Origin of the sequence: Actinoplanes sp. NPDC024001 (genome assembly GCF_040638955.1) — a bacterium.
Lineage (GTDB): Bacteria > Actinomycetota > Actinomycetes > Mycobacteriales > Micromonosporaceae > Actinoplanes.
In genome coordinates, this window is record NZ_JBEZZB010000196.1 from 1 (window position 1) to 17,647 (window position 17,647).

Annotated in this window: 21 protein-coding genes and 2 pseudogenes; 8 read left to right on the forward strand and 15 right to left on the reverse strand. The window is 68.2% G+C overall.

Annotated features, from left to right (window positions below; translation table 11 throughout):
• The first annotated feature begins 194 nt into the window (after positions 1 to 194).
• Positions 195 to 623: a peptidase inhibitor family I36 protein gene (locus AB0F81_RS44195; RefSeq protein ID WP_360208959.1), complete on the forward strand. Its 429-nt coding sequence runs from the start codon at positions 195 to 197 to the stop codon at positions 621 to 623.
• Positions 624 to 1,312: 689 nt separating this feature from the next.
• On the opposite strand, the gene AB0F81_RS44200 is transcribed toward AB0F81_RS44195, so the two are convergent.
• The 3 genes from AB0F81_RS44200 to AB0F81_RS44210 form a co-directional block, all read right to left on the reverse strand.
• Positions 1,313 to 1,549 carry a hypothetical protein gene (locus tag AB0F81_RS44200; protein ID WP_360208961.1) on the reverse strand — a complete coding sequence of 79 codons (237 nt, stop codon included), beginning with the start codon at positions 1,547 to 1,549 and terminating at the stop codon, positions 1,313 to 1,315.
• Between the two features lie 200 nt (positions 1,550 to 1,749).
• On the reverse strand, positions 1,750 to 2,694 hold the full coding sequence (locus AB0F81_RS44205; RefSeq protein WP_360208964.1) for a C45 family peptidase: 945 nt from the start codon (positions 2,692 to 2,694) through the stop codon (positions 1,750 to 1,752).
• Between the two features lie 198 nt (positions 2,695 to 2,892).
• Positions 2,893 to 3,564 carry a hypothetical protein gene (locus tag AB0F81_RS44210; RefSeq protein ID WP_360208967.1) on the reverse strand — a complete coding sequence of 224 codons (672 nt, stop codon included), beginning with the start codon at positions 3,562 to 3,564 and terminating at the stop codon, positions 2,893 to 2,895.
• 303 nt (positions 3,565 to 3,867) lie between these two features.
• Between AB0F81_RS44210 and AB0F81_RS44215 the strand changes: the two genes are divergently transcribed.
• From AB0F81_RS44215 to AB0F81_RS44225, 3 genes are all read left to right on the forward strand, one after another.
• A complete protein-coding gene (locus tag AB0F81_RS44215) occupies positions 3,868 to 4,122 on the forward strand; it encodes a hypothetical protein (protein WP_360208969.1) in 255 nt (84 codons plus the stop codon).
• Positions 4,123 to 4,344: 222 nt separating this feature from the next.
• The gene (locus AB0F81_RS44220; RefSeq protein ID WP_360208972.1) at positions 4,345 to 4,821 is read left to right on the forward strand and encodes a hypothetical protein; all 477 of its coding nucleotides are present in this window, start codon (positions 4,345 to 4,347) and stop codon (positions 4,819 to 4,821) included.
• Between the two features lie 25 nt (positions 4,822 to 4,846).
• Positions 4,847 to 6,037, forward strand: coding sequence for a tyrosine-type recombinase/integrase (locus AB0F81_RS44225; RefSeq protein WP_360208975.1), 1,191 nt, complete (start codon positions 4,847 to 4,849; stop codon positions 6,035 to 6,037).
• Between the two features lie 6 nt (positions 6,038 to 6,043).
• Here the strand turns inward: AB0F81_RS44225 and AB0F81_RS44230 are convergent, their stop codons facing one another.
• Complete coding sequence (locus AB0F81_RS44230) at positions 6,044 to 6,424, reverse strand: CPCC family cysteine-rich protein (protein WP_360209011.1); 381 nt, start codon at positions 6,422 to 6,424, stop codon at positions 6,044 to 6,046.
• Positions 6,424 to 6,804, reverse strand: coding sequence for a hypothetical protein (locus AB0F81_RS44235; protein ID WP_360208978.1), 381 nt, complete (start codon positions 6,802 to 6,804; stop codon positions 6,424 to 6,426). Before AB0F81_RS44235 ends, AB0F81_RS44230 begins: the two co-directional genes overlap by 1 nt.
• A gap of 149 nt (positions 6,805 to 6,953) precedes the next feature.
• Here AB0F81_RS44235 and AB0F81_RS44240 point away from each other — a divergent pair, with 149 nt between their 5' ends.
• Positions 6,954 to 7,208 carry a hypothetical protein gene (locus AB0F81_RS44240; RefSeq protein ID WP_360208981.1) on the forward strand — a complete coding sequence of 85 codons (255 nt, stop codon included), beginning with the start codon at positions 6,954 to 6,956 and terminating at the stop codon, positions 7,206 to 7,208.
• Positions 7,205 to 7,891 carry a hypothetical protein gene (locus tag AB0F81_RS44245; protein ID WP_360208983.1) on the forward strand — a complete coding sequence of 229 codons (687 nt, stop codon included), beginning with the start codon at positions 7,205 to 7,207 and terminating at the stop codon, positions 7,889 to 7,891. The genes AB0F81_RS44240 and AB0F81_RS44245 overlap by 4 nt, the downstream gene beginning before the upstream one ends.
• A gap of 8 nt (positions 7,892 to 7,899) precedes the next feature.
• Here the strand turns inward: AB0F81_RS44245 and AB0F81_RS44250 are convergent.
• From AB0F81_RS44250 to AB0F81_RS44260, 3 genes and pseudogenes are all read right to left on the reverse strand, one after another.
• Positions 7,900 to 8,100, reverse strand: a pseudogene (locus AB0F81_RS44250) (crosslink repair DNA glycosylase YcaQ family protein); the annotation flags it as partial.
• Positions 8,101 to 8,211: 111 nt separating this feature from the next.
• Positions 8,212 to 9,054, reverse strand: coding sequence for an NAD(P)H-binding protein (locus AB0F81_RS44255; protein WP_360208985.1), 843 nt, complete (start codon positions 9,052 to 9,054; stop codon positions 8,212 to 8,214).
• Positions 9,055 to 9,117: 63 nt separating this feature from the next.
• The gene (locus tag AB0F81_RS44260) at positions 9,118 to 10,302 is read right to left on the reverse strand and encodes an epoxide hydrolase family protein (RefSeq protein ID WP_360208988.1); all 1,185 of its coding nucleotides are present in this window, start codon (positions 10,300 to 10,302) and stop codon (positions 9,118 to 9,120) included.
• A 63-nt stretch (positions 10,303 to 10,365) separates the two neighbouring features.
• Between AB0F81_RS44260 and AB0F81_RS44265 the strand changes: the two genes are divergently transcribed.
• The gene (locus tag AB0F81_RS44265; RefSeq protein WP_360208990.1) at positions 10,366 to 11,343 is read left to right on the forward strand and encodes a YafY family protein; all 978 of its coding nucleotides are present in this window, start codon (positions 10,366 to 10,368) and stop codon (positions 11,341 to 11,343) included.
• Between the two features lie 330 nt (positions 11,344 to 11,673).
• Here AB0F81_RS44265 and AB0F81_RS44270 read toward each other — a convergent pair whose 3' ends face one another.
• From AB0F81_RS44270 to AB0F81_RS44280, 3 genes are all read right to left on the reverse strand, one after another.
• Complete coding sequence (locus tag AB0F81_RS44270; protein WP_360208993.1) at positions 11,674 to 13,095, reverse strand: transposase; 1,422 nt, start codon at positions 13,093 to 13,095, stop codon at positions 11,674 to 11,676.
• Positions 13,096 to 13,561: 466 nt separating this feature from the next.
• Positions 13,562 to 13,927, reverse strand: coding sequence for an STAS domain-containing protein (locus AB0F81_RS44275; protein ID WP_360208996.1), 366 nt, complete (start codon positions 13,925 to 13,927; stop codon positions 13,562 to 13,564).
• 106 nt (positions 13,928 to 14,033) lie between these two features.
• Entirely contained in the window at positions 14,034 to 14,471 is a 438-nt protein-coding gene (locus AB0F81_RS44280) for an ATP-binding protein (protein ID WP_360208999.1), read from the reverse strand.
• Between the two features lie 220 nt (positions 14,472 to 14,691).
• On the opposite strand from AB0F81_RS44280, the gene AB0F81_RS44285 reads away from it, so the two are divergent.
• Positions 14,692 to 14,829 carry a hypothetical protein gene (locus AB0F81_RS44285; RefSeq protein ID WP_360209001.1) on the forward strand — a complete coding sequence of 46 codons (138 nt, stop codon included), beginning with the start codon at positions 14,692 to 14,694 and terminating at the stop codon, positions 14,827 to 14,829.
• Positions 14,830 to 14,867: 38 nt separating this feature from the next.
• Here the strand turns inward: AB0F81_RS44285 and AB0F81_RS44290 are convergent, their stop codons facing one another.
• The 4 genes and pseudogenes from AB0F81_RS44290 to AB0F81_RS44305 all read right to left on the reverse strand — a co-directional run.
• A complete protein-coding gene (locus AB0F81_RS44290; protein WP_360209003.1) occupies positions 14,868 to 15,884 on the reverse strand; it encodes a M23 family metallopeptidase in 1,017 nt (338 codons plus the stop codon).
• Between the two features lie 137 nt (positions 15,885 to 16,021).
• The gene (locus tag AB0F81_RS44295) at positions 16,022 to 16,540 is read right to left on the reverse strand and encodes a hypothetical protein (protein ID WP_360209006.1); all 519 of its coding nucleotides are present in this window, start codon (positions 16,538 to 16,540) and stop codon (positions 16,022 to 16,024) included.
• 1 nt (position 16,541) lies between these two features.
• Entirely contained in the window at positions 16,542 to 17,063 is a 522-nt protein-coding gene (locus AB0F81_RS44300) for a hypothetical protein (RefSeq protein WP_360209008.1), read from the reverse strand.
• Between the two features lie 92 nt (positions 17,064 to 17,155).
• Positions 17,156 to 17,608 (reverse strand): annotated as a pseudogene (locus AB0F81_RS44305) (DUF4192 family protein); the annotation flags it as partial.
• Between the last annotated feature and the right edge of the window lie 39 nt (positions 17,609 to 17,647).

Here is a 17,647-nt window from a genome sequence, read left to right on the forward strand (position 1 = left end):
CGCCTCGTCCCAACCCTGCACCTGCTCAACCGTGACCACGTCCGGGAAACGATCCAGAACTACTCGAAGTAGTGATCCGCCGTAGCAGTACTAGGCCGCTGGTTTGCGAGCTTCGCAGGCAGGTCTGGCAACGCCCACGCGGCGTCGGTTGGTTGATGAACCGTACTGCTCATCGATACACGGAGGTGTTTCCATTGGCCATTTCGTTGCGACGTCTGCTGGTCGTGAGCCTTACCGCGATCATGGCCTTCAGTTTTGCTGCTGTTCCCGCCGCTCAAGCGCGGACTTCGGTCACCGCCGCGGAGGAGCTGAGGGTGCTCACCCCCGAGCGGGTCACCGTCGCGTGGGACTGCCCGGCGGGCTACTCCTGCTACTACACCCATCTTGACGGCATCGGCGTTCGGTGGGTGGCACCGGGCTGTGGCGACTGGCACCTGGATCGGGGTGAGCAGCGTAGGCTCCAGAACAGCCTGTACTCGATCTACAACAGGGGAAGCGGCAAAGTCGAGGTGTACAACCGGACCGGCCCCGATGAGTTCGAGTTGAAGGGCTGGGTCTATCCCGGTCAGCGGGGGAACTTCCACCAGAACATCAGCGCCGACATGGTCCGCATTTACTGTTGAGTCTCGCGGCCTGACCCGCTCCGCGGAGCTTCGGGTCTGGGGCGAGGTTCTGATCACTGACCTCGGCAGCCAGTGATCGAGGTGTTCCGCAACATCCGGGACGAGAACTATGGACCACCCGTCGACGAGGCGCCGACCTGCCGCCGAGCCACTTCGTGGCGGGAGCAGCTGTCAGTCGGCGCGGGAGGTGATCGATCACCAGCGTCATGCTCCCGCCCAGAACGGCGAGGCAGACACCGAACGCCACGTCGGTGAAGGACCAGACAGTGAGAGCCGCCGTCGTGCAGTTGAGCCGCAAACGCCACGGCAGGGGCGAGCCCCCAGATTGTCCAGGTGACGGCATAGGGCTGGATCTGGCCTTTGACCAAGCGATACAGATAAGACGCCGCGCCGACAGCGTTGAAGAGCAGCGCGAGGAACACGAAGTTGGCGTTGATCAACGGCCCCCCGGGGCTTCTCGCTGTGAGCGTAGCGTCCGGTGACACCGTGGTCCCGCGATATACCGCCGAGCCGCGTGCCCATCCTTCACGATCCCGATCGTGGCTTCGTTAGTTGGATCAGGCGCCAGATGTTCGTGAGTTGGGCGCCGGACAGAGTTCGGTTCCATGGTCAATGTCGGTGAGTTCGGGCTCCGCTTGATAGCCGACGTCGGCGCCGTCTACCTCGTCCGTGACGATGGCAGATCGGGCTCAGAACGGCGGACCGGTGGCGGTGTCGGCCAGCAGGAATGCCCGGGGCTGCGGGATGGGTGGGATGTCGGCGGTGGTGGCGCATTTCGCCGGCCCAGCGAAGTTCGGTGGCGACGTCGGCGAGCGCGAGGACGGCCTTCGCGCCCAGCAGTTGCGGACGGCCGGGTCGACGGCGATCCAGTCGGGTAACGGGGTGAGGGCGTAGAGGAACATGACGCCGTCTCGCGGGTGGTTCATTGCTGGGCGGTGGCGAGTCGGCTGCGTGGTGCCCGGACAAGCGAACAAATCCCAGCTCATTGGCGGTGGAGCCGTTCAACAACCGGTGGAATGTCAGCACGCCCGTGCGTCGCGGGCTGTCTGCCGTCTTCCCGGAAGATTTGGCTCTGGCCAGGGTGAGCAGGCCGAGGCCGGCCCAGATGTCGCCGGTGGAAAGCCTCTCAGCCGACCCCGCCCAAGGTGACAGTGCGGGATCCGGGCGCGAAGTCACCGAAGGACTGTTGCCAGGACTCGCCGGGCCAGTAGTACGTCACACGGCCCTCGACGGGCTGGTAGCGGGCTGTGTAGAGCGTTCTCGACCCCTGCTCGTCGACGGATCGATAAAGCGGCGGCTTCAGCATCGCCGCCACATCCGCGCCCGCGGCGCGGATGGCTCGCAGCCGCTCCTGCGTCCGCATGGCCCGTTCCTGCTCGTCGGTCACCGGCAGGTGCTGGTGATTGGCGGCGCAGGCGTCCGGTGCCACCGTTGGCGAGATATCCGGTCCCACGAACACCGTCATCGCCTTCTTGGGATCGACAAGGGTGAGGTTCTGGGGGACGGCGACCGGTAGGGACTGCAGCCTGTCGACCGCCTCATCGACGGTGTCGCACGTCTCCAGCAGGTAGCGCACGAGGATGAGGATGGCGAAGCCGCGTCCGTAGACGGAACGTCCGCCCCAGGTGAGCGAGACCGCGAGACCGGCGTCGTTCATCCCGTCGAGCAGCCCCCACAGCATGTCCTGCATCCCGATCACGGGGCGCAGGAAGCAGGAGGAGACGATGGTCCCTTCGCACTGGTCGGGCCGTAGGTCATAGTTGCGCAGCAGAGTGGCGTTCCTGCCGATCTGGGTGCAGCCCTGCGAGAACGGCCGCAGTGCCGCGTGGGTGAGGAAGGCTTCCGCCTCGGGCCGGTCGAGTTGGCCGGCCAGGCGGTCCAGAACCGGGACCAGTTCCGGCATGTGCGCACGAAACAGCGCCCGAACACGATCCGCGCCCTCCGGAGTCTGGCCCTCCTCGGTCAGCAGGCTATCCATCTCCTGCCACAGGCCCCGGGCGTAGGCGGCCCACCGCCCGTCGCCGCCATCGCCGACCTCGATCGCCCGGAAGGTCTTGCGCTGTTGCCGCACGGCTGCCGCTCCCCACGAGGATCGGATGAGGTGAGTGCAACCTAGCCAATTGAGCAGGTATTCACCAGGTGGGCGCCGTCGGCGCTGGACTGGTTGTGTCCGTGGTTCTGGACACCGTCTGAACGTCACTTTCGACACCGCATGATCGCCAACGATTCTCGTGTCCGCGAGTTTCGGCACCACCGCCAGGTCGAACGCTTATGTCAGTTGCGCGGGGTAACCGATGTAGGACAAATCGGCGAGGAGGGCGGCTGTGGATCGGTCGGCCTTCAGGCGCCGGACCATGTTCGCGGTCAGCGGCGCCAGCGCGAAGATCTCGCGGACGGCATCAAAATTTATGGCTTTGCCGTAGTAGTCCTCGGCGAAGCCGTGGTAGGCCAAGCCTGTCGAATCGAGCAGCACGGAGAACAGCCGATCGGCACCATCAGGATCGGCGCCATCGGGAAAGTCGATGTCGCCCGTATGCCACTGGTCGTCGTCGACACGCCGCCATAGGCAGACCGTCGCTTCCAACGTGCCTTCGTAGCTGAAAGCGGGTTCGTTCACTGCGGCGGAGAACACCTCCGGCACCGTGTCGACCAGTCCCGGCCACAACTCCTCGTCGTTCACGGCCGGACTCATCGGAGACTCATGATCGAATCCGCGGAGGAAGGCGCCTGCAGGCGAGAAGACGATCGACCAGGCGTCCCCGGAACCGTTGTCCATCGACGCCATTTCCTCGTCATCTGACCAGGACCTCGTGAACGAGTAGTACCGAGACTCCTCCTCCGGGCTCAGGATCGCCTCCAGCACCGCCAATGCACGACAGCGCTCTCGCAGCGTCGCGATATCCGGCAGGCTTCCAGCAACATCATGAGCGGTCACAGCCACATTCAACCCGACGCGCCTGGCCGCTTGGCCCGCCCCCAAGAACGACGGATTGTGATCGACAAGACATGACTGGCGGACGCGGCGCCGGCGTTCAGGTTTCTCATCGGCCAGGGTCGAGAGGGCCGGAGGACGACAGGTCCGCGACGAGCCTCCTGACCCGCGTTGACGTGGGATTTATCCGCGACTTACGACACCACGTGAGGTGGACACTCGATCGGATGGATGCGCTGTCCGCCAGTTCCGGCACCACGCGTAATGGTGGGAGCATCGGCTCACCCGGACTGAGGTGAGCCGATGCCCCGGATGTCGAAGATCGAGCTGTTCGCGGCGATCCGCCGCGATCTCGCTGCGGGGATGTCAGGCCGGGCGATCGAGGCCAAGTATCGGGTCGGTCGGCGCACGGTCAGCGCCGCCACCGCGTCAGCGCTCCCGCCACCACGCAAGGCGATGCCGCCGCGGGCCTCGAAGCTCGACCCGTTCACGCCAGTGATCGATGACATCCTGCGTGCTGACTTGGACGCGCCGCGCAAGCAGCGGCACACCGTCCGGCGGATATGACCGGGTGTTCGTGGTACTGCGCGGGCCGACTCGTGGCCGGCCGCTGTCCGCCGATGGTCTGGACGAGATCCTCGATGGGGTCAAGCGGCGGACCGGGTTGCCGCAGCTGACGTGCCACCAGTTGCGGCCGGATCTTGTCGAGTACTACCTCGCCCACCGAGCGGCCCAGGGCAGAACACTGACCACAAGGTCCGCTGGGGCGCCCGGGTTCTGCTCGCCGCGGTGCCCGACCTGGACGACTTCTGTCGCCTGCCGCTGGAGCGCCAGCTCGCTTTCACCCACGAAACCCTCCGCTTCATCAGCTGGCTCGCGGTTACCGGGCGCCTGCAGCCCGGCGCGGACTACCTGGTCGCCCGCCGCCCACGGCTGGGCATCGTGCTGGCCAGGACCGAACCGGAGCTGCACCTGCGGTTCATGGAGACTGCGCGGTCGCTCGGCTTCCGCGACACGGTGGCCATGACCCAGTTCAACCTGCTTGGCCACTTCGTGGCGCTGTTCGGCCGTCGGCCGGACGAGCTGCAGCAGAGTGACTGGGACACCGGACGTGACCTGCTGCTGGAGTCGGCCCGTCAGATCCCCAACCGCGGCGTGAAGGCTCTGTCGACGGCCTGTTCAATCTTAAGGCCACGCTCTTTCACTGCGCGCTGTCCCACGACTCCCGCGCCGGCGGTCGCCGGATCGGGCCGACATTCGAGCTGAGGAGTGGTCTCGTGTCCCGGCCGGGATGGCGGACACGATGCAGCACTACCTGCAACAGATCGCCGGCACCCTGCGGCCGGGCACCGTGAAGAATGCCGAGCTTACGCTGCGCGAGTTCGCGCTGTTGACTGCCGCCGAGGACACCGCCGTGACCTGCGTCGCCCAGCTCAAGCGGCGCCACATCGAACGCTATCGGCAGTGGCTGCTCGAGCGGCCGGCCGCCCGCGGCGGCCCGCTGCACCGGCACACCGTCCGCGACCGGCTGAGCAAACTCCGCGGCTTCCTGCGCCGGCTGGACGAGTGGGACGCCGACGACCGACCACCGCGCCTGCTGGTATTCGACAGCGACTTTCCGACCGCCGACGAGCCACTGCCCCGCTTCCTCGACGACGCCGCAGCCGCCAAGCTACTGGCCGCCGCACGTCAGGACCCCGATCCGTTCACGCGGCTGGCCATCGAGATCCTGTCCCGGGCCGGGATGCGTCGCAGTGAGATGCTCGGCCTGACCATCGACGCGGTGGTCCAGATCGGCTCCGCCTACTGGCTACGCATCCCGGTCGGCAAGATGCACACCGACCGCTACGTCCCCCTCCACCCACAGCAGAAGACCATGCTGGACGACTGGCTGCTGCACCGGCCAGAGGGCCTACGCTCGAACCTGCTGTTCACCGACCACGGCCGCCCGGTCAACGCCTCCCGCATCGAAGCCGCGGTCCGCAAGGCCGCCGAACAGGCCGGCCTCGGCCGGGTCACTCCTCACCAGCTCCGGCACACTCTGGCCACCCAGGCGATCAACCGGGGCATGTCGCTGGAAGCGATCGCCGCACTGCTTGGCCACCGGGCGCTGTCCATGACCCGTGTCTACGCGCGGATCGCCGACCGGACTGTCGCGGACGAGTACTTCGCGGTCTCGGAGAAGGTGGAAGCGCTCTACGACACCCCACGCCGGCTGCCCGCCGAGGCCGAGGGCTCCGAGATGGGCAAGCTTCGCCGTGAGATGCACCGCCGGATGCTCGGCAACGGCTACTGCGCCCGCCCCGTCGAGATGGACTGCCACTTCGAGTCGATCTGCGAGTCCTGCACGTTCTTCGTCACGACCATCGAGTTCCGGCCCACCCTCGAACGACAGCGAGATGATGCGGCGGCCAAGGGGCAGGTCGCCCGCGAGCAGATCTTCGACGGACTCTTGACCCGACTGGACGAACGAGCCAGCTGACCGATCTCAGCCGCCGCGACGCCAAGGTTCGGCGTCGCGGGAACGCCACCAATACAGGACGGTGCGGTCGTCTGGCCACGGCGCCTCTTGCTCACCTCGGGACTCGAATTGGTCGCGCTCTGGGTCAATGGGACGCCAGTCCGGATCCAGCGGCTCGCCATCATGAGGTGGCCGGACATGGGCCACGGACCGTTCCTCGCACGCCCCGAACTTCTTGAAGTCCGCCTGCGCCTCGATCAGAGACGGCCGGTTCGCGCCGCCCGCCCAATCCGGCCAGCGCAACTGCACGAGATCATCCTCCCAGAAGCACACCGGGCAAATCTCATACGAACCGGGCGCCTCGGCCAAAGTCAGATGGCCGCAGCACACGCACGGGAAGGTCAGCATCACGCCAGCCATTCCTGCTGAGGCACCTCGAGTTCCGGGTCGGGAATGACCTGGCAAGCGTTGCTAATCTCTCCCTCGCAGACAAGTCCGTCGATTGCTTCGATCATCGCGGTAATGCCGGGCGAGGGCGTGATGACCAGGTCCGTTGTGAAGAAGTAGCGCCCGCTGGCGGCCTCGCCGGTCTCGGCCCACTGGCGCAGCACAGCCTCAATAGCGCCGAGAGTCATGAGCGTCGCGTAGTAGGTCGCGCCTTCCTTGACGGTCACGAAGAAATCCTGGTTCTGCAGTTGCTCCAGGTCCTCCGTCGGATCGGCAGAGAAGCGGGCAACAAACCGCTCTCGCTCGACGAGGAGGAACGCGCCCTCGTGCGTGATCTCCATCATCATCCTCGGTCGAACTTGTGGTTACCTCGAACAACTCCGCACCGCGTCACTTCACCCAAGTAGACGACAGCGATCCTGCATCATCCCAGCACAGAGATCTCGGCGGCGTCCCCCGGGCTTGACAGCGGGACCCGCATCTTAGAGGGGTGCCGACCGGCAAGGTCCGTTACGACAACCTGCGCTCGGCGGTCGCTAAAGTGCTCGGCTTCTCCCGGCAGCGCATCGAGAACCAGCGCTGGACCGCGTTCCGTTCACACTTCGGTCTCGAAGTCTTCTATTGCCGGCCAGGCATCGAAGGCGCTCACGAGAAAGGCGGTGTCGAGGGTCAGATCGGCTGGTTCCGCCGCAACCGTCTCGTCCCGTGCCCCGCGTCGAGTCCTTCGATCAACTTAACGCCATGATCGACGAATGGGACGCCGCAAACGAGGCCCGTCCCATCGGCACCAGGGCTCGCACCATCGGCGAGGACTTCGCGATCGAACGGCCGCTGCTGACCCGGTTGCCGGACGACGACTTCGAAACCGGTATCTGGCTGACGCCGAGGGTCGACCGCTACAGCCAAGTCACCGTCCGCACCAACCGCTACTCGGTGCCGGTCCGGCTGGTCGGCCGGCAGGTCCAAGTCCAGCTCCACGCCTCCCACCTGGTCGTCTATAACGGCCGTGAACAGGTCGCCCGGCGCGAGCGACTGATGGCCAAGGGCGGCTCACGGCTCGACCTCGACCACTACCTGGAAGCCCTGGTCCGCAAGCCCGGCGCGCTACCAGGCGCCACCGCCCTGGAACGGGCCCGCGCCGCCGGCAGGTTCACCCCGGTCCACGACGCCTGGTGGGCCGCAGCCCGCAAAGCCTACGGCGACGCGGCCGGCACCCGCGCCCTGATCGAGGTCCTCCTGCTACACCGGCACATGCCTCATCAACACGTCGTCGCCGGCCTCGCCACCGCCGTCCGCGCCGGAGTATTGATTGTGGACGCCGTCGCGCTCGAGGCCCGCAAGTTCGCCGACACCGACGACCACCCGACCGTCTCAGCACCCGGAACGCGGACGTTACCGGCCAACGTGATCTCCCTGACCGAGCGGTAGTCCGCCGTGGTGACCAGGTGGACGGTGCTGCGCATCAGCGCGACCCGCACCAGGCGGCGCTTGATCAGCGCGTTCGTCAGGTCGGCAGTGCCGAACTTCCGCAATCTGCTCCAGAGCCCGAAGTAGGGCGCGTAGGGCGCCTGCGCCTGCATGCCGACCAGCTGGGTGACCGCCTCCTCGGCGGTCGCGTCGGCCCGTTCCAGCAGCATCTGACGGGCCAGCAGGGCTCGCCCCAGCTCCCGTCGCCGCAGCACCTGTGCCACCGTGCCGTCCTTTCCGTCGTGTGGCAGGGGCGGCGGATGCCGCCCCTGCCTCGTCGATCAGCCGCCGAAGTCGGCCCGGTGATCCGCGGCCCACCGAGCGTAGGTACGCGCGGGGTGCCCGGTGATCTGCTCGATGACGTCGTTGACCGGCGCGGGCCTGCCGACCGCCTGCGCCATGAGACCGAACAGCGCCGCCAGGAACTGGGGGTCCATGAACTGGCTCATCTGCTCCAGCACGGGCTCCGGGTCGAGGTCCTCGACGGTGAGCGGGCGCCCCAACGTCTCGCCGAGGATGCGGACCTGCTGCGCCTGGGTCAGTGACTCGGGGCCGGTCAGGTCGTAGGCCCGCCCCGCTTGCCCGCCGCCGGTCAGGATCCGCGCGGCCACCTCGGCGACGTCCCTCTCGTGCACGGCGCTGAACGCGGCTTCGGCGTACGGCGCGCGAATGACGTCACCGTCCTGGAGCTGCATCGCGAACGTCAACGAGTTGATGGCGGGGAAGAGTAGCCGCAGGAACGTCCACTCGATCCCAGACGCCTCGATGGCCTGCTCGACGTCGCGGTGGTACTGGGCGATGACGTCGGGCTGCCGCTCGGCGCCCGGGACGATCGCCCCCGAGGACAGGAACACCAGCCGCCGCACCCCGGCCCGCCCCGCGGCCGCCAGTAGCGGAGCGACATCCATCCCGTACTGCAGAACCAGGAAGGCGGCTTCGACGCCGGCCAGCGCCGCTGGCAGCGTCTCGGGCTTGGTCAGATCGCCCTGGACGACGTCGACTTCCGCCGGGAGCCCGGCCTGTTCCGGGGTACGGGTCAGCGCCCGTACCGGCGCACCCGCGGCGACCAGCTCTTCTACTGCCTGACGTCCGAACTGAGCCGTGGCACCAATGACGAGATACATGAGAGGTTTCCCTTTGTGTGAAGACTGGGGGTCTGATGGGGTCCGCCTACGACCGGCGGCGGATCAGCGAACCTTGCGGAAGAACTGCTGGATGTCGTGGACGAGCAGATCGGGCGCGTCGTGGGCGGCGAAGTGGCTGCCCCGGTCGTAGACGTTCCAGGAGACGATGTTTTCGTGGTCGCGGTCGGCGAACGTCCGGATCGACGGGTAGTCCCAGGCGAAGTTGGCCAGGCCGAGGGGCACGGTGGTCGGTTTCGGCACGGTGGTGCCCCGGCCGTTCGACTTCTGCTGTACGGGGGCCGCCGCCGCGTCCTCGTAGTAGAACCGGGCGGCTGAGGCGGCTGTGTTGGTCAGCCAGTAGATCATCACGTTCGTGAGCACGTAATCCGGGTCGAGCGAAGCGCCGAGCAGCTGCGCGTTCCAGCCCAGTAGGCCGGCCGGGGAGTCGGCTAGAGCGTGCGCCAGATTCTGCGGCTCGGTGGACTGGAGCTTGTCGTACGCGCCCCGGTTCTGGGTGAACCACTCGGCGAACGCGAGCTTGCCGCGCTCCTCCTCGGAGAGGCCGGCCAGTTCGGCGGGGTCGCCCGACGGGAACGAGAAGACCTGTGTCACGTGCACGCCGCAGACGTGCTCAGGATCGACCCGGCCCACCTCGGGTGAGATCAGCGATCCGCCGTCGTTGCCGGCCGCGCCGTACCGGTCGTAGCCGAGCCGGCGCATCAGCTCGGCCCAGGCCCGGGCCACCCGGTACCGGTCCCAGCCGCTCTCCCGGGTCGGCCCGGAGAAGCCGAAACCCGGCACCGACGGAATGACCAGGTGGAACGCGTCCGCCGGGTCGCCGCTGTGGCCCCGCGGGTCGGTGAGCGGGCCGATCACGTTCAGCCACTCGACTACCGAGGTGGGCCAGCCGTGGGTCAGTATCAGCGGCGTCGCGTCCGGCTCCGGCGACCGCACGTGCAGGAAGTGGATGTTCTGGCCGTCGATCTCGGTGGTGAACTGCGGGTACGCGTTCAGCTTCGCCTCCCAGGCCCGCCAGTCGTAGCCGGTGCGCCACCGCTCGACCAGCTGCTTGACGTAGCCCACCGGGACGCCGTACTCCCAACCGGGCGGCACCGGACCAGCCGGCGCCGACTCGTCCGCGGGCAGTTCCTCCGCCCACCGGGTCCGGGCCAGCCGCTGCTGGAGATCGTCGAGGTCGGCCTGGGGGATGTCGATCCGGAACGGGGAGATCGTGCTGTCCTTCGTCATGGTCATCAGCGTAGGAACGATTTAGGCAAGATACGTTCCTAATGGTCTGGCAGACTCCGAAGAATGTTGGAAACCTCGGCGCGGTTGCTGCGCCTGCTCTCGCTACTCCAGACGCCCCGCGAGTGGACCGGCACCGAACTGGCCGAACGGCTGTCGGTCAGCACCCGCACCATCCGCAACGACGTGGACCGCCTGCGAAACCTCGGCTACCCGGTGCACGGCAGCCGAGGCGCGGTAGGCGGCTACCGACTCGGCGCCGGGGCCGCACTGCCGCCCCTGCTGCTCGACGACGAGGAAGCGGTCGCGGTGGCGATCGGGCTCCGCACCGCCGCCGGGGGCACGATCACCGGAGTCGAGGAGACCTCGCTGCGCGCACTGGCCAAACTGGAGCAGGTGCTGCCAGCCCGACTCCGTCGCCGTGTCAACGCCCTCCAGCGGTACGCCGTCGCGGTGCCCCGAGACGACCTGGGCCCGCGGGTGGACGCCGACACGCTGAGCGTCCTCGCCGCGGCCTGCCGGGACCACGAGCGCCTGCGATTCGACTACCGAAGCCACGACGGCTCCGAGAGCCGGCGCGAGGTGGAACCGTACCGGCTGGTCAACTGGGGAAGACGGTGGTATCTCGTCGGGTTCGACGTCGAGCGGGCCGACTGGCGAACGTTCCGGGTGGACCGGCTCCACCCACGTACCCCGACGGGCCCCCGATTCATCCCCCGCGATCTTCCCGAGGAAGCCGTCGACCAGGTACGCCGGGGCGTGTCGTCGGCCGCATGGCGGTACCGGGCCCAGGTCGTCGTACACGCACCGGCCGAACAGCTCATCGAGCAAATCAACGCCGCCATCGGCACCATCACCCCGGTCGACGACACCCACTGTCTGCTGGACACCGGCGCGGACAGCATCGAGGCGCTCGCTGTCCACCTCGGCCTGCTCGGCGTCGACTTCACCGTGACGGAACCCGCGGAACTCGTCGAACTCGTGCGTACGCTCGCCGGCCGCTACCACCGCGCCACCACCGAACCGCGTCCGCAGGACACCTAGGCCAGGGGCGCCTCGGACCGCCCGGCGAGACCCATCTTCACCATCAAGGTCGCACGGATTACCGCAGACCGACAGGACGATCCGCACACCCGAGGCATGCACTCGTCTCGGCTACCTATCTACTGGTGGCACGACCGCTGCCCGGCCAGTGATGGTCGAGGTGACCGGCAGAGTCACTGGACAGGTCCCGCTCGTCATCCCGCAGCGTCCAGTGCTCGACCGGCTCATCGGGAACCAGCGATCGCGCCATGGCCGGAGATCCTTGCGCATCCAACCCCGACCGCGGAGAGCGAGAGGACCTGAAGGACGCCGGTTGACATCCTCTCCGCCCTAAAGGACGGAGATTCCCTCCACGCTGCGCGTGGAACACGCGGCGTCCGGGTGGGTTACCGCTTCTCTGCGCGCCGCCGGGACGAGTCCCGGTCTTACGTGCGCTCCACGGTCGTTGAAGTCCGCCTGTCCGGCGGCCTTGACATTCTTGGCGGCGTTGACGTCCCGGTCGTGGTGACTACCACATGGGCAGTCCCACGCTCGGACGTTGAGCGCCATCGTGTCGTTGATCCGGCCGCAGCCGGAGCACATGCGGGTGGACGGGAAGAACCGGTCCACACGGCCGAAGGTCCGCCCATACCGGGCGGCCTTGTACTCCACCATGGCGGTGAAACCGGCCCAGCCCGCATCGTGCACGGACTTCGCCAGCCGGGTCCGGCCCAGACCGGCGACGCACAGGTCCTCGACGTACACCGCTTGGTTCTCGCGGATCAACGCCGTGGACAGCTTGTGCTGCCAGTCCCGCCGGGTGTCGGCCACCCGGGCGTGCGCCCTGGCAACCTTCACGACGGCTTTCTTGCGGTTGGCCGAACCTTTCTGCTTGCGCGAGAGTGCCTGTTGCAGCCGCTTGAGCTTGCGGGCCGCACGGCGCAGGAACTTCGGCGCGGCCACCTTCGTGCCGTCCGACATGACCGCGAAGTGGGTCAGGCCCAGATCGATACCCACCTCGGAGTCGACCGGCGGCAACCCCTCGTCGCTCACCTGCACGACGAACGACGCGAAGTACCGGCCGGCCGCATCCCGAACGATCGCCACCGACGACGGGTCCGACGGCAGCGTCCGCGACCAGCGCACGTCCAGGTCGCCGATCTTCGGCAGCCGCAGGCGCCCGTTGCCGAGGACCCTGAACCGGGAATTCTTGGTGAAGCGGATGGCTTGCCGGTTGTCCTTGCGGGACCGCAAGCGGGGCGGAGACAGTTTGCGGCCCTTGCGCTTGCCCGTGATCGAGTTGAAGAAGTTGCGGTAGGCGGTGTTCAGGTCCGCCAGGGCCTGCTGCAACACCACCGACGACACCTCGGAAAGCCACGCCCGCTCGGGCGTCAACTTGGCCTCGGTGATCAGGCGGCGCGACAGCTCGGCGTCGCAGATGTACTTCTCGCCCGCCTGGCGGGCCGCCTGGCGCAGGCGCAGCCCGTCGTTGAACACCACCCGCGCGCACCCGAACGCCCTGGCCAGCTCGATCTGCTGGCCGGGTGTCGGATACACGCGGAAGTGGTACCGCAGCTGCACGAGGCAAAGAGTACACATGTCGTCATGACCGACACCCCGAACGAGATCAGCGTCCGCGAACTGAGGCTGGCGCTCGCCGCCACCCTCAACAACGTCACCGTGCGCGGTCGGATCATCTACGTGACCAATCACGGCCGCCGGATCGCCGCGATCGTGCCGGTCCCCGTAGCCGAGCAGAGCGAGCAGGCGCAAGGCTAGGACACTGCTCGGGCCTTGACGGCCCTCCCAGCACGGGCCTTCACCCCCGACCTGAAGGCCGGAGCACTGGCCCGCATCCCGGTAGCGCTGACCAGTGCGGTCATTGTCGTTGGCGGTCGGTGACGCGTTTCAAGCGTGACTCAGCAATCGGCTACGCGGCGACCCGTCGAGCGCCAGCCCGATCATTCGGATGGCGTGGAGAAGCGGGTGAGGCTCGGCGTCCACTTCGGTTCTCGCCGCAACAAGCTGAAGGTGGACTCGACCCCGGGTCGTTGATGGTGCTGACGGATTGCGAGGGACGGGGGCAGCCGGCGCAGGGGCCGGGTAAGCACTGAATCGCCCCGGGTGGGGGTCCGCATTTCTCTGCCCAGAGTCATTTCAAAGGTCTCTGGTCATCTTTGTTGGCAATCGATCATTTCTTGACAAGATTGAAGTCAACGCGTTGCATCCGGAGTCCCGGTCAGTGCGTCGCAGCGTCATCCGGCGGGTCATCGACACCGAACAAATGGGCCAGGCCGAGGACCTCGAAGACTCGCTTGACGATGCCGTCCGCTCGAGCCAGGCGAAACGTGATGCCGACCTTCTCGGCGGCCACGTAGCCTTCCATGACCGCGTTGATCGCCTCGGAGTCGAAGAACTTCACGTCACCCATGTCCAGGATGATCAACGTGGTCCCGCCCGCATCGACAGTGTCGAGAAGGACTGCTCGCAGGTCGTCACTGGCGCTCAGGTCGAACTCTCCGCCGAGACGGATGACGGCACCGCCACGGGCGTCCGAGCGTGAGGGCACGGCTTCCCGCGCGATCGTGAAGTAGTCGTCCTGCACGGTTACTTGTCTACCAGCAACGATCGGTTTTCACCCGGCCAAACCGGGTGACGATTCGAACATCCGTGCGGGGCTCCACGTGGTGCTCAACGGGCCGGCAAGCGGTTCACGGCTCCGGTCGCATCGGGAAGGCCGCCCAAACGTTCTTGGTGGTCTCCGTGGCGTACCAGCCGACGTTGAGGGAGAAGGACTGCGCAATCAGCAGGCCGCGGCCGCCGGCGTTGACCGGCCGGGTATCGACGAGTTCCGGGACCGTGCTCACGTCACCGTCCACGACTTCGACAACGAACTGGTCGTCGGTGTGCAACAAACGCACCTCGGTGGGCGGCCGGCCGTACTTGATCGCGTTGGTCGCCAGCTCGGTCGCGACCAGGACCATACGGTCCGGGACGTCGGCCAACCGTTCAATGGCGGTGGACGTGTAGTCCGACAACGCCTGCTGCAACGCCAGCCGTAGGCCGCGCAGCTCTTCCTGAGAGTTCAGAACCCAGACGTGCAGGAGTTCGGCTTGGGGCGGCGGCGGTGAAAACTGCAATTGACCCACCGAGCCACTGTCCCCCTTTTCGCCGCATCCATACCTATCGTTCCGCAGGGCTGCCTAGCGTCATCGTTCCCGTCATCAAGATCGGTCCTCTCGCGTGCATCTTATAATCCGGGAACGGTGAGGGTTACCGAACCTGCCTTCTCCACGCGACACCTTGAAGTTGTAGGAGGCCGTTCGGCGCAGCTCGCCTCCCGGCCTCGAACAGCGGGCGGACGATCTGGTGTCGCTGGCACAGGTTCCCGATGACGATGAGGCTTCAGGCGATGCGTTGCTGGCCAGGATCGCCGTCGTGGCGGCCAAGGTGCTCACCGGAGTGGAGACGCCGGAGTGGACCATCGTTGCTGCACCAGTGCGGTAGCTGTTCGCAGTCCCGAAGGGCTCCCGCCTTCGAGCTGCTCAGCCGAGGCTCGCGCCGACGGAGGCCATGAAGGGCACCGGGTCGACGGCGGTCGCAGAGGTGTGGTCGCCGCGGTGGATTTCGAAGTGCAGGTGGGGGCCGGAGGAGTGGCCGGAGTTGCCGGACAGGCCGATGACCTGACCGACGGTGACGTGCTGGCCGACCTGGACGGTGGGACGGGCCAGCAGGTGGCAGTAGCGGCTGATGATGCCGCCGGGGTGGTCGATGTCGAGATACCAGCCGCAGCCGCGGACCGTCACCGGGTGGCCGTCGCGGTCGCAGCCCCACTCGGCGCCGGTGTTGGCGTTGACGGCGTCGCATCGGACCCGGCTGACCACGCCGCCGGTGACAGCGTGGACGCGGGTGCCTTTCGGCAGGGCGATGTCGACGCCGTCGTGGCTGGGCCGTTCAGCGGTCCGGAAACCTGAGCCGACGGCGCCGCGTACCGGTGGGATCCAGCCCTGCGCGCTGATGACGCCGTCGCAGCCGCCAGCGTCACCGGTCACGGCGGTGACGATCCGGGTGGCGTCCGCTTCCCATTTCGCGTACGCGTCGGGGTAGGCGCTGCGCTGGACGCGCTGCGCGGCCACGGTGAGCGCCATGGTCTGCCAGCCGTCGACGGTCAGCAGCGTGTCGTAGAACTTGGCGGCGGCGTACCGCGGGTCGCGCAGCTGCTGCGGGGTGCCCCAACCTTGGCTGGGACGCTGCTGGAACAGACCGACCGAGTCGCGGTCACCGCCGGCCAGGTTGCGCAGGCTGGACTCCTGCAACGCGGTGGCGACAGCGATGATCCATCCGCGGGCGGGGACACCCCGCTGTCGGCCGACCGCGACGATCGTCGCGGCGTGTGCGATCTGGTCGGCCTGATAGCCCGCGACCGGCGCCGGGGATGCCCCGGCGCTGCGCTGCGGGCAGGGCACCGGCGGTGTGCCGAACAGCGCCGCGCCACCGGCCGCGCACAGCAGCACGACGCCGACGAACACGGCCAGGACCCCGCCGATGAGCTTGCCTGTCATCGCCGCCTGCCGGCTTCGGGCGAGGGGATAGCACTCATGGACTCCTCCAGAAATGCGAAAAGGGCGCTCTGCGCGCCCGAATCGAAAGGGGAACGGTGAGTGGCCGACGTGCGCCGGCCACTCACCCGCGATGCGATCTACGAGGCCGGGACCGGCCGGATCCTCAGCGGCGGATGCCGCCACCAGCACGCGGCCAGCACATCACCGCGGACCGGATGCGCGGCCACGTCGTAGCCGCCCAGCCACACCGCGTACCACGCCTCGGCCGGTGCCCCGGCGCGCAGCGCACCACCGGTGCCGGCCGGCACCCCGGCGACACCGGTGCGGGCCCGCCTGCGGTAGTGCTCGAGCCGGCCGGACAGCATCGGGCAGGCCCGCATGCTGTAGGCGGCGCACGGCGGGCACACCGCCGGCTCCGACGTGCACCGCAACTGCAGGTCCGCCGGCCGGGCGAACAGGATGAGCCGGCCGGTGAGGCGCCGCCCGCAGATCTGGCACAGCCGGTGGCGCAGCAGATGCTGCTGCCAGTGGCGGGCGAGCAGCCCGAACTGCCGTGTGCCGTCGGCGCCGCGCGGGGTCGGCACGGGCACGACCAGGCCGCCGCTGGTCGGGCGGTGCCGCAGGTGGGCCGGGATGTCCGGCCGTTCGGTCGCCATCTCAGGCTCCCCAGGCGCGCGGGTTGACGGTGGTGAGCGGATTGCCGGGCGGGATCGGCCCGAACAGGGTGCTGATCAGGGCGCGGGTGGCGGGGGCGCGGCGCCGGGCGCCGGGCAGGCGGGCGCCGACGCGCCATTGCCGGTTCCAGTGGCCGTCGCTGGAGAGCAGGAACACCTGCGGCAGCAGCAGCCGGGCGCGCAGCAGGACGGCGGCGACGGCCGCGTCGTACGGTTTGCGGCCGGTCTTGCAGAAGTTCGCCTCCCAGATCGTCGCGTCGCCGGCCGCCGGCGGGGCGGGCAGCCGGAACGTGTCGCCGTCCAGGTCGCTGGTGGCGTCGCCGTTGAAGCTGAGGTCGCAGGCCGGGTTGAGCAGCGGCCGGCCGAAGCCGTGCGGTCCGGCGATGACGATGCCGTGCCCGCGGACGGCGTCGATGATGCGGGCGGTGTCGGCGACCAGCCGCGGCCAGGCGGCACGGTAGTCGGGGTGCGTGAGCGGCACGCTCCAGTAGTGGCTGTAGGCCATCGGTTTCTCCCGTCAGGGCAGGGAGTTCCCGGGCGTGGCACGCCCGGGAACTCGCGGTGAGGTGGCCGGGCGTCGGCCGGGGAAGGGGTGGGTCAGTGGCGCAGGATCCGGGTGACCACGTCCGGGTCGATGCCGAGCCGCACGGCCTGCAGCAGGGTGTGCGCCATCGGGTGTTCGGGGTCGGCCTGCAGCGCGCGCCGCGCGGCGGCGTCGGCGAGCACTCCGTTGCCGGCCTGCAGCGCGGCCAGGGTCAGCAGCATCGCCGGACCGGGTACGAGGGTGTCGTCGGCGCGCCGGGTCAGGTCGGTCCAGGCGCGGATCTGCGCGTCGTCGTGGTCGACGTGGCGGGCGGTGGCGTCCCAGATCTGCGGCATGACCAGCAGCACCAGCAGCTGTGCCGCCTGCCGGTCGGTGAGCCGGCCGCCGGTGCGGGCGGCGGTGACCGCCGCACCGGCCAGTTCCGCGCGCGATGGCGATGCATCTGCCCGGCACCGACCCGCGGACGTTCTTCTCCGGTGACGACTTCTGGCAGGTGCCGAACGCGCCCGACGCCCCGCAGACCGGCGTCAAACAACCGCCGTTCT

Excerpts from the sequence above, each read along its gene's own strand:
- AB0F81_RS44260 (WP_360208988.1), bottom strand. The coding sequence starts at position 10,302 with ATGACGAAGGACAGCACGATCTCCCCGTTCCGGATCGACATCCCCCAG.
- AB0F81_RS44255 (WP_360208985.1), bottom strand. The coding sequence starts at position 9,054 with ATGTATCTCGTCATTGGTGCCACGGCTCAGTTCGGACGTCAGGCAGTA.
- AB0F81_RS44230 (WP_360209011.1), bottom strand. The coding sequence starts at position 6,424 with ATGCTGACCTTCCCGTGCGTGTGCTGCGGCCATCTGACTTTGGCCGAG.
- AB0F81_RS44290 (WP_360209003.1), bottom strand. The coding sequence starts at position 15,884 with ATGACAGGCAAGCTCATCGGCGGGGTCCTGGCCGTGTTCGTCGGCGTC.
- AB0F81_RS44215 (WP_360208969.1), top strand. The coding sequence starts at position 3,868 with ATGTCGAAGATCGAGCTGTTCGCGGCGATCCGCCGCGATCTCGCTGCG.
- AB0F81_RS44235 (WP_360208978.1), bottom strand. The coding sequence starts at position 6,804 with ATGGAGATCACGCACGAGGGCGCGTTCCTCCTCGTCGAGCGAGAGCGG.
- AB0F81_RS44245 (WP_360208983.1), top strand. The coding sequence starts at position 7,205 with ATGATCGACGAATGGGACGCCGCAAACGAGGCCCGTCCCATCGGCACC.
- AB0F81_RS44200 (WP_360208961.1), bottom strand. The coding sequence starts at position 1,549 with ATGAACCACCCGCGAGACGGCGTCATGTTCCTCTACGCCCTCACCCCG.
- AB0F81_RS44295 (WP_360209006.1), bottom strand. The coding sequence starts at position 16,540 with ATGGCGACCGAACGGCCGGACATCCCGGCCCACCTGCGGCACCGCCCG.
- AB0F81_RS44300 (WP_360209008.1), bottom strand. The coding sequence starts at position 17,063 with ATGGCCTACAGCCACTACTGGAGCGTGCCGCTCACGCACCCCGACTAC.
- AB0F81_RS44265 (WP_360208990.1), top strand. The coding sequence starts at position 10,366 with ATGTTGGAAACCTCGGCGCGGTTGCTGCGCCTGCTCTCGCTACTCCAG.
- AB0F81_RS44225 (WP_360208975.1), top strand. The coding sequence starts at position 4,847 with ATGGCGGACACGATGCAGCACTACCTGCAACAGATCGCCGGCACCCTG.